This is a genomic window from Rhodobacter capsulatus SB 1003 (assembly GCF_000021865.1).
Taxonomy (GTDB): domain Bacteria; phylum Pseudomonadota; class Alphaproteobacteria; order Rhodobacterales; family Rhodobacteraceae; genus Rhodobacter; species Rhodobacter capsulatus_B.
The window spans coordinates 1,619,971-1,636,563 of record NC_014034.1 but is presented as its reverse complement, the minus strand read 5'-3'; the positions used below and the strand labels follow the sequence as shown (position 1 = coordinate 1,636,563).

Here is a 16,593-nt window from a genome sequence, read left to right as displayed (position 1 = left end):
TATCCGAAAGGATGGCGCAGACGCTTTCGCGCGCGGCCGCTGACCTTCGGCGCAGGCGCCACGGGCGGCGGGGTTTGGTAAATATCGTGTCAAGGATAACGACAGAAAGCCGCGCCATGAGCCCGATCGCCACTGCCAGTCAGCACGCCTGGATCTATGCCGTGCTGATCGAGATGAACGATTATTGCCGCAACGAGGGGCTGGGCGAGGTCTCCGCCGCCCTCACCCGGGCGATCGAGCGGATGGAACCGGTGGTGTTTCCCCAACCCGCCCCCGCACCGCTGCGGCCGCGGCGGGTCTCGCCCTTCACCTCGCGCGCCGAGCGCGACCGCACCGCAGAGGTGCTGCCCTTCCCGATCCGAAGATGACCCCATGTCGGTCCGCGCCTGACCCAATCGGCGGACCCAACGCCGCCGTCCCACTCGATCCGGCGGCGAAAGGCGGTGCTTCGGCACCGCCTTTATCATTGAGAACAGCGGGCTGGCGTTCAGAACCAGCCGTTTTCGCGCGCGATCATCGCGGCATGGGTGCGGTTGCGCGCGCCGATCTTGCGCGTCAGCGTGCGCACATGCAGCTTCACCGTGACCTCCTGCAGGTCCATCTCGCGGGCGATTTCCTTGTTCGTCCGCCCGGCGCAGATGCCGCGCAGCACCTCGGTTTCGCGCGCCGTCAGCCCGCCCTGCACCGGCGGCTCCTCCTGCTTGAGAAAGTCGAAAGGCGCAAAGACCGAGCCCGAGGCCATCAGCGTCACCGCCCCGATGATCGAGCGCGCGGGCATCGCCTTCGGCACGAAGCCGATCGCCCCGGCCTCCAGCGCCTCGCGCGCGGCGGCGGGCCGGGCCACGCCCGAAATGATCGCCACCGCCTGCGCGGGAAAGGCGCGTTTCATCTGCGCCAGCCCCTCGAGCCCGTCCATTCCCGGCATGTCGTAATCGAGCAGCACCAGATCGTAGCCGCCCCCCGCCTGCACCGCGGCCTGCACCGCCGCCAGCGCCTCGGGCAGGGTTCCGGCCACGGCGACCTCGTCGCAGCCGCCCGCGCGCAACAGCGCCGCGATCGCATCGCGCACGAGATCATGGTCGTCGGCAATCAGCAATCTCACCTTCACCTCCGAAAATCCCGGCCCGAGCCTCTCCCGCAGGGGTTGCGGAAAGGTAATCTTAAAGAAAGCGGGCTATTTCAAGACCGCGACGGGAAGTTTCTGACGCGCTCGCCCTAAGCGCTGCGGACGCCCCCTATCGAAGGGTACTCCTATCCTTTCGGATAGGTAAACATACTTAATTCCGCATGGCTTGACCGGAGGGCTATGCGACAATCCCGCGATCGTGCATGATCCAACGGGGGAAAGACATGCCTATCTTCACCAAGACGGCCAAGGCCGTGCTGATCCTGAGCCGCTCCCTTCCTGTCGCCGCGGGCCTTGCGCTGGCGGTGCCCGCCGTGCTGGCCGAGCCCGCGCCCCCCTCCGCGCAGACCGCCCCCGCGGGGCAGGTCATGCTGACGGTTACCGGCCGGATCGCGGGAAGCGACGGCCCGGGGGTTGCCAGATTCGACGCCGCGATGCTGGCCGCGCTGCCGCGGCGGAGCTTCGCCACCTCGACGATCTGGACCGAGGGCGTGCAAAGCTTCTCGGGGGTCGAGTTGCGCAGCCTGATCGATCATCTGGGGGTCACCGGCGGCACGCTGAAGATCACCGCGGTCAATGATTATTCGGTGCAGATCCCGGTTTCCGAGGTGGTCGCGGGCGGGGCCCTGCTGGCCGACCTGCGCGACGGCAAGCCGATGAAAGTGCGCGACAAGGGCCCGCTCTGGCTTGTCTATCCCTATGATTCGGCGCCAGAATTCAGAAACGAAATCGTCTATTCCCGGTCCGTCTGGCAGGTCGACCGGATCGAGGTCCTGCCTTAACCCGGGGTGCCTGCCCCCTCTCGCATCGGTTTCATGTCGGACAGATTCCCCTCGTTTCTCGACCCTCCGCGACGCCTGCGCCCGTTCCTGTTCGCGGGGCTTGTCGTGGTGTTCCTTGGCGCGGTGGGGGCGCTTTATCGCTACGGCGTGATGGTGCAGTCGGAAATCGACAATCTTGCCATCGCCAATTCCGACAGCCTGCAATGGACGCTGGCGCAACTCGAGGTCGAATATTTCCACATGGACGGGGCGCTGCTGCGCGCCCGCCCGGAAGCGCCTGAAACGATGGCGGACTTCTCCCGCAGCTTCGATGTCTTCTACAGCCGCGTGCACACGATCATGGAGGGGCGCGGCTTTGCGGCGATCGTCACCCCCGAGGTCGCAGGCCCCGAAATCGCCCGCATCGACGCCTTCCTGCACGAGACCGCGACGCTCGTCGATGCCGGACCCGAGGCGCTCGCCCCGGTCCTGCCCGAACTGCGCAGCCGCGCCGGGGCGCTTGAAGACGACGTCCGCACGATCTCGCTCGAAGGCGTGCGCGAATTCGCCGCCCGCTCGATGGCGCAGCGCGAACGGGTGTTCACCTCGCTGATGCTGCTCGCCTCGCTGACCACGGCGCTTCTGGCCGCGATCACCGCGGGGCTTGTCATCACCTGGTCGCTCTGGCGCTTCGGGATGCGGCAGACGGGCTCGCTCTCGGCGGCCAAGGCGCGGCTGGAAGCGGTGATCGGCACCTCTTTCGATGCGGTGATCGTCGTCGATCACGAGGGCAAGGTGCTGGAATTCAACGGCGCCGCCGAACGGGTCTTCGGCTACAGCCACGCCGAGGCGGTGGGGCAGCATCTCAACGACCTGATCGTGCCCGAGGCGATGAAATCGGCGAAGGTGGCGGGGTTCAAGCGCTACCGCACCGGCGGCGTGCCGCGGATCGCGGGGCATGGGCTGATCGGGCTGCAGGCGCGGCGCAAGGACGGCTCGGTCTTTCCGGCCGAGATTTCGGTGACCGCGACCCGGATCGGCCGCAAGGAAATCTTCGTCGGCTACATGCGCGACATCACCGACCGCGTCGCCGCCGAAAAGGAGTTGATCGACGCGCGCGACGCCGCGATGGCGGGCGAACAGGCGCAGGCCGAATTCGTCGCGGTGATGAGCCACGAGATGCGCACGCCGCTGAACGGCCTGCTCGGCACGCTTGAACTTCTGCGCGAGACCCCGCTCGATGCCAGCCAGGCCGCGTTGCTCGGCTCGATGCAGAAGGCGGGCGAAATCCTGCTGTCGCATGTCAACAACACGCTGGATGTGGAGCGGCTCGACGCGGGCAAGCTCTCGCTCTCACGCGAGCCCTTTGCGCCGATGTCGGTGCTGGACGAGATCGTGCAGATGCAGGCCGCCGGGGCCGGGGCGCGCGGCAACCGGCTTGAGACGCGCGCGGTCGGCCGCCTGCCCGACGCGGTCGAGGGCGATGCGATGCGGATCCGGCAGGTGCTGCTGAATCTCGTCGGCAATGCGATCAAGTTCACCCGCGACGGCACCATCACCCTCGAGGCGGAATATCACCGCGATCAGGGCCAGCTGGAATACCGGGTCATCGACACCGGCATCGGCATTCCCCAGGGCGAAACCGAGCGGATCTTCGACGATTTCGTCACGCTCGACCCCGAACTCTCGCGCGAGGCGACGGGATCGGGGCTGGGTCTGTCGATCGCGCGGCGGCTGATGCGGGCGATGCGCGGCCAGATCGGGGTGGAAAGCGACCCCGGACAGGGCTCGGCCTTCTGGATCACCCTGCCCGCTCCGGTGGTGCTGAGCATGCCCGCCCCCGTCGCGCCGGTGCCGGTGGTGAAGCCGCCCGCGCCTCCTGCTACCGCGGCCGCCGCCGGTTCCGCCCCCTGTTCCGCAGACGGCAGCCCGGCGCTGCGTCTGTCGACGCCAATCGAGGTGCTGGTGGTCGAGGACAATGACATCAACCGCGTCGTGCTGTGCGAAATGCTGCGCCGCGCCGGGCACAGCATCGCCGAGGCCCGCGACGGCGTCGAGGCGGTCGAAAAGGCGGCAGAGCGGCGCTATGACGTGATCCTGATCGACCTGAACATGCCGCGGATGAACGGCGTCGACGCGACCGAGGCGATCCGGGCCGGAACCGGGCCGAACCACGAGACGCCGATCATCGCGGTCACGGCGAATGTCCTGCCCGAGGCGCGCAACCGGCTCGAGGCGGCCGGGGTCTGCCGGGTGATCTCGAAGCCGATCACCCGCAAGATGCTGGATCAGGTGCTGGCTGAAGAACTCTGCCCGCGGCTGCGCCAACAGAATCTGTCGATCCCGCCCGAGCCCGAGGCGGAGGCCGAGCGGCCGCTGGTGCAGGCCGAAACCCGGGCCGAGCTGGCGCAGTCGCTTGGCCCCGAGATGATGGCGCAGACGCTGCAGCGCTTCCTGACCGAGGGTGCGGCGATGATCGCGGCGCTGACGCGGGCGGCGGCGCAGGAGCGCCCGGCGGAAACCGCGGCTCTGGCGCATAAATTCGCCGGTTCGGCGGCGCTGCTCGGGGCGGAACGGCTGCATCACCGGCTCAAGACGATCGAGCTGGCGCTGCGCCCCGCCACGCCGGGAACCGCCCCCGATGCGGCGACGGGGGCCGCCCTCGACGCCCTTGGCCCGATCTGGATCGATACCTGCGCCGAGCTTGAAACCTCCGCCGCGCCGCAGGTCTGAGCGCCCGCGGCCACGGACCTATCCTTTCGCGCGCGCTGTCATCCCTCCGACACATTGCCCGGATTCCCTAACGGCAATTAACCTTTCACTCAGGTTAAGCACTGGGAGGGCCGCATGGTCTGGACGCATACATCCTCGCACCCCGTCGCGACGACGGCGGTTTTCGGGCCCTGGCTTGGCCGGATCCTGATGCGGCTGCGCGCCGCGCTGAGCCCCGCGCCGACCGCCCCGGGATGGCCCGCCGCGGTGATCGCCGCCGCCGATCAGCTGCCCGGAACCGACGCCCCCGGCATCGGCCTTCGGCGCATCGGTCGCCACGCCGCAGCAACGCCCGCGATCACCCCCACTGCCAGCCTGCGGGGGGGCGCCCCGGCGCCGGTCGCCATCGCCCCCGCAGCCGCCCGCTTTTACGGTCTCGACGAGGAGGCGGTCTCGGTCGTCTATGTGCTGTCGCATCGCAGCGGCGCGGGTCTGACCTGCCTCGACTGGCTTGCCGATCACGGCCTGCCGTTCCGCCGCATCGGCGCGCTGCACGCGACCGCGCCGGTCTGGTCGGCGCCGCAGGGCGCGCTGCTGCTGGTCGATCTCGACACGCTGGGCGGGATCTCGGAGATGACGGAACCGCTGATGCGGCTGCGGCTTGGCCGCCCCGACATTTCCGTGGTGCTGCTGAGCGAAGAGGTCGAGACGCATGATTTCGGCACCGAGCGGCTGGTGCTGGCCGATATCACGCTGCGCCTGCCCTGCGCTTTCGCCAGTTTCGAATTCGCCCTGGCCGAGGCGCCGATCAACAATGCCGCCTGGCAGGAAAGGCTTCTGGGCGATCAGCGCTGAAGCCCGCGCACCTCGTCATCGACAATACGGGCAATCAGCGCCGCATCGGCCTCGCAGAAGGTGAGCGGCAGCCGCAGATCGAGCAGCCCGGCCAGCACCGCATCGGTGCGCGGCAGCGCCTGCGCGGGGGCAAAGCGCCAGCTTTGATGGCGCGAGGTGAAGGCGACGGGTTCCTCTGCCCCGAACCATTTCAGCTCCACCCCCCGCGCAGCGCAAGTCTTGACAAGGGACAGGATGCGATCGCCCGACCAGCCGGGCAAAAGGAACTGGAAGGACGAGCCGACAAAGGCCTCGGCCTGGGGCCGCTCGATCAGCCGCAGCCCCGGCGTGGCAGAAAGCCCCGCCTCCAGCGCCCGGTAAAGCGCGTTCCAGCGCCCGATCCGGTCCGGCAGCACCGGGATCTGCGGCCGCAAGATCGCGGCGCGCAGATTGTCCATCCGCCCCGAGACATTGGGCGTGTCGTATTTCAGCCCCTCGAACACCTCGGGCGGGGGGGCGGCGGCATGGCGGGAATAAAGCATGTAAGACCCGGACAGCAGGATCATTTTTGCCATCAAAACGGGATCGTCCGAGACGATCAGCCCGCCCTCGCCCGAATTCATGTGCTTGTAGGTCTGCGTCGAATAGCAGCCCACCGCCCCATGCCGCCCCGAGGGCACGCCGCGCCAGCTGGCCCCCATCGTATGGGCGCAATCCTCGATCACCAGAAGCCCGGCGGCGGTGGCAATCTCCATCAGCCGATCCATGTCGCAGATATGGCCGCGCATGTGGGAGAGCAAAAGCACTCGGGCGCCCGCGGTTTTCGCTTTCAGATCAAGGTCTTCAAGGTCGATCACCAGATCCTCGGTGGTTTCCACGAAGACCGGCGCGGCGCCGAGCGCGGCAATCGCCCCCGGCACCGGCGCGAGCGTGAAGGCATTCGTCAGCACCCGGTCCCCCGGGCCAACCCCCGCGGCGCGCAAAGCGCAGCCCATCGCATAGCCGCCCGAGGCGACGGCGAGGCAATATTTCGCCCCGGTGAAGGCGGCAAACGCGACCTCGAGCGCCGCGGTTTCGCCGATCTCGCCGGGCGCGACATTGTAGCGATGCAACCGCCCCGAGCGCAGCACGGCGACGGCGGCGGCGATGGCGGCCTCGTCGATCGGTTCCTGCTGGGTGAAATTGCCGGTGAAGACCGTGTCCGTCATGTCTCTTTCCTGCGCAACAGCATCACGAAGGGCACCGCCAACAGCGCCGCCGCGGCGAAATAGGCGGCATCGGGGCTTTGCACCGGCGCCGCATCCGAAAGGAAATAGCCGAAGACCTGGGCAAAGAACAGCGTCCCCGCCAGCATCATCAGGTTGGTGACCGCACCCAGCCCGCCCTGCAGCGCGCCCTGTTCGCTTTCGGGCACCCGCGCCGACATCATCGCCGTCAGCGCCGGTTGCGCGAAGCCCTCGGGACCGTGGAAGATCAACAGCACGACGACACCGACGATCCCGGGCACAAGGCCATAGCCCGCCGCCGCCAGACCGGCGATGGCAAGGCCCAGAAGCGCCGCCCGCCGCTCGCCGATGCGCGCCACCACGGGGCCGGTGAAAAGCCCCTGAAACAGCGCCCAGACGATGCCGAAAGCGGCGAGGGAAACGCCGATCGTGACCTCGGACCAGCCGAATTTCGCGATCCCCCAATAGGACCAGACCGCCGGATAGACCGCCGAGGCGAAGAAATAGAGCGCATAGATCGCGACAAGCGGCAGCACCCCCTTGTGACGGCGAAAGACGGTCAGGATGCCGAACGGGTTCGCCTCGCGCCAAACCACGGCACGGCGGTTTTCCGGCGCAAGGGTTTCCGGCAAGGCCCGAAGCCCCCAGAGCAAATTGAGCGCGGCCAGCGCCGCGGCAGCCCAGAACGGCACCCGCGGCCCAAAGGCGCCAAGCAACCCGCCCAAGGCTGGCCCCAGCACGAAGCCAAGCCCCAAAGCCGCGCCCAGCCAGCCAAAGGCGCGGGCGCGATCCTCGGGCGCGGTGAAATCGGCGACATAGGCATTGGCGATCCCCTGCGTCGCGCCGCAGATCCCCGCCACGATCCGCGCAAGGAACAGCCACAAAAGCGAGGGCGCCAGCGCGCAAAGCACATAATCGACGCACAGCCCCGCCAGCGACACAAGCAGCAGCGGCCGCCGTCCGAAACGGTCGGAGAGCGCCCCCAGAAGCGGCGCCGTCAGGAACAGCGCCAGCGAATAGACCGCATAAAGCCAGCCCCCCACCTGCGCCGCATCCTGCAGCTGCAGCCCGCCCACTTCCTCGATCAGCCGCGGCAGGACCGGCAGGATCAACCCAAGCCCGGCCATGTCGAAAAAGACCACGATCAGGATGAAGACCGTCGCGCGGCGGGGGTTTTTCAGCGGCTCAGCCATGGCGCGGCAGGAATTGCGCCACCCGCAAGGGCAGATCGGCGAAACTCTCCAGCATCGCCTCGGGCGCCAGCCGTTCGATCGCCCGGCCCTCGGGACCGAAGGCGACAAGCAGACAGGGCACGCCTGCGGCGCGCGCCGTTTCCCGGTCGGTCACGGTGTCGCCCACCAGAAGCGACCGCGTGACGGTGCCCCCCGCCCGCGTCACCGCGGCGTGATAGGGCGCGGGATCGGGCTTGCGGGTGGGCAGCGTGTCGGCGCCGACGAGCGCATCGAAAAGCGACGCGACCCCCAGGGTGTCGAGCAACTGCACCGCCAGCGCCTCGGGCTTGTTGGTGCAGATCGCGGTGCGATACCCGGCCGCGCGCAGCATCGCCACCGCCCCCGCGGCCCCCGGATAAAGCCTTGTGTGCACGCAGATATTCTCGCCGTAATGCAGAAGCAGGCGAAAGTAATCCTCGGCCACCAGCGGGCCGGGATCGGGCGTGCCCAGCCGCGCATGGCCAAGCGCCAGCATCGCCCGCCCGCCCTGAAAGGCGGTCAGCGCATCCGCCACCGGGTCCAGGACCGGCTCCAGACCGCGCGCGTCGAAACAGGCATTTGCCGCCGCGATCAGATCGGCCGAGGTGTCGGCGAGCGTGCCGTCCAGATCGAAAACCACCGTGCCCATTGTCGCGCCCCCGAAAGATACTGTTACGCCCGCGAAAGATTGCGTGATCCTCGCCCCCTTGCGGCGAGATAGGGTATCGGTAAAACAGGCGAGAGCAGAAGAAAAGGCGTTCTCATGGCCATTGCCCTTATCGTCCTTGCCGCCGGGCAGGGAACCCGGATGAATTCCGACCTGCCGAAGGTGCTGCACCGTCTGGCCGGTGCGCCGCTTCTGGCGCATGCGCTGGCGGCGGGTCGCAGGCTTGATCCCGAGCGGGTGGTGGTCGTTGTCGGTCACGGCGCCGATCTGGTCGAAAAGGCCGCGCGCAAGATCGAACCCGAGGCCGAGATCGCGCTGCAGGCCGAGCAGCTGGGCACCGGCCACGCGGTGGCGCAGGCGCTGCTGCAGCTGGCCACCTTCGAGGGCAAGGTGGTCGTGCTTTACGGCGACACCCCCTTCATCGCGCCCGAGACGCTGGAGCGGCTGGTCGAAAACCCCGCCGATGTCGTCGTTCTGGGGTTCGAGGCCGCCGATCCGGGCCGCTACGGGCGGCTGATCGCGACCGGCGACCGGCTGGAAAGGATCGTCGAATACAAGGATGCGACGGCGGAAGAACGCGCGATAACCCTTTGCAATTCCGGGGTGATCTGCTGCGATGCCGGGCTTTTGGCGGCCCTTGTGCGCGAACTTTCCAATGACAATGCGGCCGGGGAATATTACCTGACCGACATCGTGGGCCTTGCCCGCGCCAAAGGCCATCTGGCCGAGGTGGTGCGCTGCGACGAGGCCGAGACGCTGGGCATCAACACCCGCGCGGAACTGGCCGCCGCCGAGGCCGCCTTTCAGGCCCGCGCCCGCGCCGAGGCGCTGGACAACGGCGTGACGATGGTGGACCCGTCCACCGTCTATTTCGCGCTGAACACCTGCATCGGCCGCGATGTGGTGCTGGGGCCGAACGTGGTTTTCGGCCCCGATGTGACGATCGAAAGCGGGGCCACGATCGAGGCTTTCTGTCATCTGGAAGATTGCCACATCTCGCGCGGGGCCTCTGTCGGGCCCTTTGCGCGGCTGCGCGGCGGGACGGAACTGGCCGAGGATGTGCATATCGGCAATTTCGTCGAGGTGAAGAATTCGATCCTCGGCGAGGGCGTCAAGGCCGGGCATCTGACCTATCTGGGCGATGCCGACGTGGGCGAATTCACCAATATCGGCGCGGGCACGATCACCTGCAATTATGACGGCGTGTTCAAGCACCGCACGACGATTGGCGCGAATGTCTTCATCGGCTCGGATACGATGCTGGTGGCGCCGGTGACGGTGGGCGATGGCGCGCTGACGGGCTCTGGCTCGACGATCACCGAGGACGTGCCGCCGGGCGCCGTCGCCTTGGGACGGGCGAAGCAGGTGGTGAAACCGGGACTGGCGGTGAAACTGTTCGAGATGCTGCGCGCGAAAAAGGCCGCGCAGAAGAAAGGCGCGTAAATGTGCGGGATCATTGGCGTTCTGGGCAATCACGAGGTTGCGCCGCTGCTGGTTGAAAGCCTCAAGCGGCTGGAATATCGCGGCTATGACTCGGCGGGGATCGCCACGGTGAACGAAGGCCGGCTGGATCGGCGCCGCGCCGTGGGCAAGCTTGTCAACCTGTCGGATCTGCTCGTGCATGAACCGCTCGCGGGCAAGGCGGGCATCGGTCACACCCGCTGGGCGACGCATGGCGCGGCGACCACGGTCAATGCGCATCCGCATCGCTCGGGGCCGGTGGCGGTGGTGCATAACGGCATCATCGAGAATTTCCGCGAGCTGCGCGCCGAACTGGCCAGGGCCGGGATCGCCCCCGAAACCCAGACCGACACCGAGACCGTGGCGCTGATGACCCGGCTTTTCATCGACCGCGGCCTGTCGGTGCGCGAGGCCGCGGTGGCGACGCTGCAAAAGCTCGAGGGCGCCTTTGCGCTGTTGTGGCTTTTCGAGGGCGAGGACGATCTGATGATCGCCGCCCGCAAGGGCTCGCCGCTCGCCATCGGGCACGGCGAGGGCGAGATGTTCGTCGGCTCGGATGCGATCGCGCTCTCGCCCTTCACCGACCGCATCACCTATCTGGCCGAGGGCGATTACGCCTTTGTCAGCCGCGCCGGGGTCGAGATCTTCGACGCCGGGGGGCGGCGGGCGAACCGGGACGAGACCCGGATCGACCTGTCCTCCACCCGGGTCGAAAAGGCGGGCTACAAGCATTTCATGGCCAAGGAAATCGCCGAACAGCCGGTGGTTCTGGGCGACGCGCTTCGCCATTACCTCCGGCCCGAGGGCGTCAACCTTCCGGCCGAGCTGGATTTTTCCGGCCTTGAGCGGCTGACGCTGGTGGCCTGCGGCACGGCCTTTTATGCCTGTTCGGTGGCGAAATACTGGTTCGAGCAACTGGCGGGCCTGCCCTGCGAAATCGATGTCGCCTCGGAATTCCGCTACCGCGAGCCGCCGCTGCCCGCGAAAAGCTACGCGGTCTTCGTCAGCCAGTCGGGCGAAACCGCCGATACCTTGGCCGCCCTGCGCTACTGCACGGAAAAGGTTCAAAAAACCATCGCCGTGGTGAACGTGCCCACCTCGTCCATCGCGCGCGAGGCCGATCTGGCGCTGCCGATCCTGGCGGGGGTGGAAGTGGGCGTCGCCTCGACCAAGGCTTTTACCTGTCAGCTGCTCGCCCTCGCCGTGATGGCGCTGAAGGCGGGGATCGACCGCGGCCATCTGAGCCCCGATCAGCTGGCGGGCCATCTGGAGACGCTGCGCGCGCTGCCCGGGCTGATGAATGCGGCGCTCTCCACCTCCGACGAGATCGCGAAACTGGCGGGGCAGCTGGCCGAGGCGCAGGACATCCTTTTCCTTGGCCGCGGCCCGATGTATCCGCTGGCGCTGGAAGGGGCCTTGAAGCTCAAGGAAATCAGCTACATCCACGCCGAGGGCTATGCCTCGGGCGAGCTCAAGCACGGGCCGATCGCGCTGATTGACCGGATGGTGCCGGTGATCGTTCTGGCGCCACATGACCGGCTGTTCGACAAGACCGTCTCGAACATGCAGGAGGTGATGGCGCGGCATGGCAAGGTGCTTCTGATCACCGACGGCAAGGGGATTGCGACCGCGGCCGAGGGCACCTGGGCCAGCCTGCGCCTGCCCGAAGTGGCCGAGCCCTTCGCGCCGATCCTGTACGCCCTGCCCGCGCAGCTTCTGGCCTATCACACCGCCATCGCCAAGGGGACCGATGTCGATCAGCCGCGCAATCTGGCGAAATCCGTGACGGTGGAATGATGGGACGCAAGCGCGGATCCCGGGTGATCGTCGCCGAAGACCGGCCCCTGACCGAGGAAGAAGCGGCACTTGCCGCCGAGGCCGCGGCCTATGCCGCCTCGGACGCCGATTACACCCAATACGAGGAAGCGACCGGGAAGGACGACCTTGGCCCGCCGCCGACGCTGGCCGAGGCGATCGCCGCGCTCGAAGCCTGTGGCGATGCGGAAAAGGCTTTGGGGGCCGCGGCTTATCACAAGGTGGACCGGCGCTATCTGGGCGTGCCGGTGCCCTTGATCGAGGATATGGCGCGGCTCTGGCGGGCGCAGGCGACGCTGGACGACCGCATCGCGCTGGCCGACGGGCTCTGGCACAGCGACATCCACGAGGCGAAGATCGCGGCGGCGAAACTGCTGACCCAGGCGCGCATCCGCCCCGATGACGCGGTCTGGCGCACCATCGCCGCTTGGGTGCCCGGCTTCGACGCCTGGGCGATTGCCGATCACGCCTGCAATGCGGGCGGGCGGCGGCTGGCGGGCGCGCCCGAACGGCTTGACGAGATCGAGACCTGGCTCGACGCGGAAAACATCTGGACCCGCCGCGCCGCTTTGGTCATCACCCTGCCCTTCACGAAATCGAACCACCCCGACGCCACCGAACGTGCCGCGCGCGCCCGCGTGCTGGGCTGGTGCCTCCGCCTCGCCCCGGATCGCGACTGGTTCATCCAGAAAGCCATCGCCTGGTGGCTGCGCGAGCTGTCGAAACACGATGCCGAAGCCGTGCGCCAATGGCTGGCCGAGCATGGCGCCACGCTCAAGCCCTTTGCCCGCAAGGAAGCCTCGAAATACCTGAAATGACGGGTGTTTTTTCTTGGCCCAAATACGCCCTTGCGCCGCCCGTCACCGGCGCGCGGCGGCAAAATCCCGCACCGCAGCGCCAAAGGCCTGAAACAACGGCCGCGAGACCGGATCATTGGCCGCATTCCATTCCGGATGCCATTGCACCGCGAGCGTGAACCCCGGCGCGTCCTGCACATAGATCGCCTCGGGCGTGCCATCCTCGGCCCGGCCCTCGATCACGATGCGCGGGCCCGGTTCGAAAATGCCCTGCCCGTGCAGGGTGTTGGTCATCACCTCGGTGCACCCGAAGAGCCGCGCAAAGCGCCCGCCGGGGGTCAGCATGACCCGGTGGCGCAGCGCGAAAGCCTCTTCCAGCGTGCCCTCGGGCGGCATGCGGTGGTTCATCCGCCCCGGCAAGTCGCGGATTTCGGGGTGCAGCGTGCCGCCCATCGCCACGTTGACCTCCTGAAAGCCGCGGCAGATGCCGAAAAACGGCTGCCCCGCCGCCACGCAGGCCCGCACCAAGGGCAGCGTGATCGCATCGCGGGCGCGGTCAAAACTGCCGTGCTTGTCGGTTTCCTCGTGGCCATATTCCGACGGATGGATGTTCGGCCGCCCGCCGGTCAGCAAAAACCCGTCGCAGACCCGCATCAGCTCGGCGACCGAGACCATCTCCGGATCCGCCGGGATCAGCAGCGGCAGACAGCCCGCGACATTGGCCACGGCACAGGAATTCATCTGCCCGCCCTCGTGGATCGGATAGCGGTCGTTGATCAGCCCGCGATTGCCGATGACCCCCACCACCGGGCGATGTCCGCTCTTGTCCATGTCACGCTCCTTTCGCGAAACCGTAGCAAAGTCACGGCTTTGCGCAAAGGGGGGAAGCCCGCGCAGGATCTGTGCAAAGCTGCAGGGTCAGGCGGCGGCTTCGGCGGCCAGCTTGCGGATGCGCTCGACCATCGCGGCCAGCCCGTTCGAGCGCTGGCTGGACAGATGCTCGTTCAGGCCCAGCCGCCCCATCTCGGCTTTCGCATCGACCGCGCCCACCTCGGCCACGGTCAGACCGGCGTAAAGCGCATGCAAAAGCGCGATCAGCCCCTGCACGATCATCGCATCGGAGGCGCCCTCGAAATCGAAGACCGCCCCCGGCCCCGTGCCCGAAATCCGCGGCATCAGCCAGACTTGGCTGGCGCAGCCCTCGACCTTGGTCGCGGGCACTTTCAGCGCGTCATCCAGCGCGGGCAGCGCCTTGCCCAGTTCGATCACATGGCGGTAGCGATCCTCCCAATCGTCGAGGAAGTCGAAGGTTTCGGCGATCTCTTCAAAGGCGGGGCTGGCCATGGGAAACTCCTGCGTTTTCCCTTGCGTAGCCTTCATGCGGCGGCGCGGCAAGAGGCGCGCGGCGGTGCGCGCAAGCGCCGGGCCAAACGCCGCTTTTCAAACCGGGCCGGATCGGCTACCCAAGGCAGGACCGATCCAAGCCTTCCGAGGTGCCCCATGTTGCTGCGTGCCCGCCCTGCCCCCGTTGCCCTGTCGCTTGCCCTTGCGCTGGCGCTTTCGGGCTGCGGCATCGGCAAGACGAAGCTGAACCCGTGGAACTGGTTCACGCATGAAGAGGTGATGACGCTTGCGCCGAAGGAAGGCTACCCGGACGTCAAGGAAGACCCGCGCGAGCTGATCGCCCAGGTCACCGCGCTCGAGGTGAAACAGACCCAGGGCGGCGCGATCGTGGCCGCCACCGGCCTGACGCCGACGCAGGGCTGGTGGGGGGCGAAGCTTCTGGCGGAAAACGACGGCAAGCCGGTCGAGGGCGTGATGACCTATCGCTTCGTCGTCGCCTGGCCCGATCCGGGCAGCCCGGCGGCGAACCGCATCAGCACCCCGCAATCGCGCGAGGTGACGGCGGCCGCCTTCATCAACAATGTCCTGCTGGCCGAGGTGACGAAAGTCGTGGTGATCGGCGCCGAGACGCAGCGCTCGATCAGCCGCTGACCGGGGCGGAAATCGCAAGGGGCGGTCCCGGGGGACCGCCCTTTTCGTTCGGGTCAGGTGCTCAATACTGCTCTTCGTAGTGATCGAGCGTGGCAGCGAAACTGGCCGTGCCGCGGGTGGCGCCGCCAAGCGACTGGAAGAGCTCGGGCAAGGACGCGGCCGGCATCAGCGCCTCGAACAGATCCCAGCCCTTCGCCGCCGGATCGGCCGAAAAGCCCAGCACCTGCCCCTTGAGCCCCGAAACCAGCGGCGAAAGCCCGCCCGCATAGGTCGAGGGCACCGAAATCACCACCTTGCTGACCGGCTGCAAAACGACGGTGCCGATTTCCGCCATCGCCTCGCGCAGCGCCATCTTGCCCGCGGTGCGGAAGGCGTGGTCGGAACTGTCGACCGCGTGATGCTTGCCGTCGGACAGGTTCACCGCCAGATCAACGACCGGATGGCCCTTCGGCCCCGCCGCCAAAGCCTCGCGCGCGCCCGCCTCGACCGAGGGGATGTAATTGCGCGGCACCGCGCCGCCCTTGACCGTTTCGGTGAAGCGGAAGCCCTCGCCACGGCCGAGCGGGCTGACCTCGATCACCACATCGGCAAACTGCCCCGCGCCGCCCGATTGCTTGCGGTGCCGGTATTGCTTTTGCGCCGTGCCGGTGATGGTTTCGCAAAGCGCCGCGACCAGGGGCGCCGTGGCCAGTTTCAGCCCGAAATCCGCCTCGAGCTTTTCCAGCACCCGGCGCAGATGCAGCGGGCCCTGCGTGCCCAGCACGGTCTTGCCCGTCGCCGGATCGGTGCCAAGGCTCAGCCCGGGGTCGATTTCCAGAAGCTTCGGCAGCGCCGCCGCCAGCCGGGTCTCGTCGCGCTCGTTTTCCGGTTCCAGGATCAGCCGGTGGTTCGCCGCATGCGCCGCCATCCAGTCCGGGTTCGGCACGATGCCTTCGGCGGTGTAAAGCGGCCCGCTCAGGCTCAGGTGATCGGTCTTCACCGTCAGCCCGATCTCGCCCGGCTTCAGCGCCCCCAACTGGGTCTTGCCATCGACATCGACAATCGAGCCCACGGCCGCGCCGCAAAGCTTCGCCCCGGGCGCGACCCCCTCGGCCAGCGCGCGGATCAGCACCGTCTTGCCCAGATGCTTGACCGTATCAGCGAGCGCCCCCACCGCCAGCGCGCCGATGCGTGCGCGCGTCTCGGCCACGTCCGGCACTTCATGGCGCAGGCTTTTCATCAGCCGCATCATGCCGTTGCCATGGCTGGCCGAGCCCAGCAGCGCGGGCAGAAGATCGTGGTGTTGCAGCACCTTGGTCGAGACCTCATAGACCTCGTCGGTCATCGGGGCCTGATCCTCGATCAGTTCGGTCAAAAGCGCCTCGTCGAAATCGGCCAGATGTTCGAGCAGTTCCGCCCGCGCCTCGGCCTCGCGGTCGCGGATGCTCTCGGGCAGTTCCATCAGCGACGACCGGGCGTGATCGTGATATTCCCAGGCGCGTTCGGAAATCAGATCGACCGCGCCGATCACATGGCCGTCCTTGCGGATCGGGATCTGCCGCAGCACGATTCCATGCGGGCAAAAGGCCTGCAACGCCGCCACGATTTCACTGGTGCGGTCCTGCGCGATGTCGATCTTGTTGATGAAGATGAAGGTCGGCAGGGCCGCGGCCTCGACCAGCCGCAGATAGGGCGCGCAGAGCACCGCGGCCTCGGTCTCGGCGGGAACGCACAAAACGACGGCATCCGAGGCGGCCAGCATCGGACCCAGCTGCGGCAGATGGTCGGCGCCCCCGGGCGCCTCCAGCAGCGCCCAGTCTTCCCCCATGAAAGCGAAGCGCGTTACGGCGGTCTCGCCGAAAAGCACATGTTTGCGCGGTTTGGCCCCTTCGAGCGTGGCCAGCGCCTCGGCAAGCGTGGTCTTGCCGGCCTGCGATGGGCCTACGATGGATACGACTTTCATTGGGCACCTCCTCGGGTCTGTTGCGCTGGTCATTTTCCGGGCGCAT

Annotated in this window: 15 protein-coding genes; 8 read left to right on the top strand and 7 right to left on the bottom strand. The window is 67.6% G+C overall.

Going from position 1 to position 16,593, the window contains the following annotated elements:
- Positions 1 to 116: 116 nt before the first annotated feature.
- On the top strand, positions 117 to 368 hold the full coding sequence (locus RCAP_RS07475) for a hypothetical protein (protein WP_013067233.1): 252 nt from the start codon (positions 117 to 119) through the stop codon (positions 366 to 368).
- A 119-nt stretch (positions 369 to 487) separates the two neighbouring features.
- Here the strand turns inward: RCAP_RS07475 and RCAP_RS07470 are convergent, their stop codons facing one another.
- Positions 488 to 1,108 (bottom strand): response regulator transcription factor, encoded by a 621-nt coding sequence (locus tag RCAP_RS07470; RefSeq protein ID WP_013067232.1) that lies wholly within the window; start codon positions 1,106 to 1,108, stop codon positions 488 to 490.
- 242 nt (positions 1,109 to 1,350) lie between these two features.
- Here RCAP_RS07470 and RCAP_RS07465 point away from each other — a divergent pair, with 242 nt between their 5' ends.
- The 3 genes from RCAP_RS07465 (at position 1,351) to RCAP_RS07455 (ending at position 5,454) form a co-directional block, all read left to right on the top strand.
- Positions 1,351 to 1,908 carry a hypothetical protein gene (locus tag RCAP_RS07465; RefSeq protein WP_013067231.1) on the top strand — a complete coding sequence of 186 codons (558 nt, stop codon included), beginning with the start codon at positions 1,351 to 1,353 and terminating at the stop codon, positions 1,906 to 1,908.
- A 33-nt stretch (positions 1,909 to 1,941) separates the two neighbouring features.
- Entirely contained in the window at positions 1,942 to 4,620 is a 2,679-nt protein-coding gene (locus tag RCAP_RS07460) for a hybrid sensor histidine kinase/response regulator (protein WP_013067230.1), read from the top strand.
- Between the two features lie 114 nt (positions 4,621 to 4,734).
- Positions 4,735 to 5,454: a hypothetical protein gene (locus tag RCAP_RS07455; protein WP_013067229.1), complete on the top strand. Its 720-nt coding sequence runs from the start codon at positions 4,735 to 4,737 to the stop codon at positions 5,452 to 5,454.
- On the opposite strand, the gene RCAP_RS07450 is transcribed toward RCAP_RS07455, so the two are convergent.
- Genes RCAP_RS07450 through RCAP_RS07440 form a run of 3 tightly spaced genes read right to left on the bottom strand, consistent with a single transcriptional unit; the run spans position 5,445 to position 8,519 of the window.
- Positions 5,445 to 6,641 carry a DegT/DnrJ/EryC1/StrS family aminotransferase gene (locus RCAP_RS07450; protein ID WP_013067228.1) on the bottom strand — a complete coding sequence of 399 codons (1,197 nt, stop codon included), beginning with the start codon at positions 6,639 to 6,641 and terminating at the stop codon, positions 5,445 to 5,447. The genes RCAP_RS07455 and RCAP_RS07450 overlap by 10 nt on opposite strands.
- Positions 6,638 to 7,852: an MFS transporter gene (locus RCAP_RS07445; RefSeq protein ID WP_013067227.1), complete on the bottom strand. Its 1,215-nt coding sequence runs from the start codon at positions 7,850 to 7,852 to the stop codon at positions 6,638 to 6,640. Before RCAP_RS07445 ends, RCAP_RS07450 begins: the two co-directional genes overlap by 4 nt.
- Complete coding sequence (locus RCAP_RS07440; RefSeq protein WP_013067226.1) at positions 7,845 to 8,519, bottom strand: HAD-IA family hydrolase; 675 nt, start codon at positions 8,517 to 8,519, stop codon at positions 7,845 to 7,847. The genes RCAP_RS07445 and RCAP_RS07440 overlap by 8 nt, the downstream gene beginning before the upstream one ends.
- A 114-nt stretch (positions 8,520 to 8,633) precedes the next feature.
- Between RCAP_RS07440 and glmU the strand changes: the two genes are divergently transcribed.
- The 3 genes from glmU to RCAP_RS07425 are packed head-to-tail and all read left to right on the top strand — an operon-like array spanning position 8,634 to position 12,631.
- The gene (glmU, locus tag RCAP_RS07435) at positions 8,634 to 9,980 is read left to right on the top strand and encodes a bifunctional UDP-N-acetylglucosamine diphosphorylase/glucosamine-1-phosphate N-acetyltransferase GlmU (RefSeq protein WP_013067225.1); all 1,347 of its coding nucleotides are present in this window, start codon (positions 8,634 to 8,636) and stop codon (positions 9,978 to 9,980) included.
- Complete coding sequence (gene glmS, locus RCAP_RS07430; RefSeq protein ID WP_013067224.1) at positions 9,981 to 11,795, top strand: glutamine--fructose-6-phosphate transaminase (isomerizing); 1,815 nt, start codon at positions 9,981 to 9,983, stop codon at positions 11,793 to 11,795.
- The gene (locus tag RCAP_RS07425) at positions 11,792 to 12,631 is read left to right on the top strand and encodes a DNA alkylation repair protein (protein WP_013067223.1); all 840 of its coding nucleotides are present in this window, start codon (positions 11,792 to 11,794) and stop codon (positions 12,629 to 12,631) included. Before glmS ends, RCAP_RS07425 begins: the two co-directional genes overlap by 4 nt.
- Positions 12,632 to 12,673: 42 nt before the next feature.
- Here the strand turns inward: RCAP_RS07425 and RCAP_RS07420 are convergent, their stop codons facing one another.
- Together RCAP_RS07420 and RCAP_RS07415 are read right to left on the bottom strand one after the other, a co-directional pair.
- Entirely contained in the window at positions 12,674 to 13,441 is a 768-nt protein-coding gene (locus RCAP_RS07420) for a gamma-glutamyl-gamma-aminobutyrate hydrolase family protein (protein ID WP_013067222.1), read from the bottom strand.
- A gap of 87 nt (positions 13,442 to 13,528) precedes the next feature.
- Positions 13,529 to 13,954, bottom strand: coding sequence for a SufE family protein (locus RCAP_RS07415; RefSeq protein WP_013067221.1), 426 nt, complete (start codon positions 13,952 to 13,954; stop codon positions 13,529 to 13,531).
- Between the two features lie 156 nt (positions 13,955 to 14,110).
- On the opposite strand from RCAP_RS07415, the gene RCAP_RS07410 reads away from it, so the two are divergent.
- Positions 14,111 to 14,605, top strand: a complete 495-nt coding sequence (locus RCAP_RS07410; RefSeq protein ID WP_013067220.1) for a hypothetical protein — start codon at positions 14,111 to 14,113, stop codon at positions 14,603 to 14,605.
- Between the two features lie 61 nt (positions 14,606 to 14,666).
- Here the strand turns inward: RCAP_RS07410 and RCAP_RS07405 are convergent, their stop codons facing one another.
- The gene (locus tag RCAP_RS07405) at positions 14,667 to 16,547 is read right to left on the bottom strand and encodes an elongation factor G (RefSeq protein WP_013067219.1); all 1,881 of its coding nucleotides are present in this window, start codon (positions 16,545 to 16,547) and stop codon (positions 14,667 to 14,669) included.
- Positions 16,548 to 16,593: the final 46 nt, after the last annotated feature.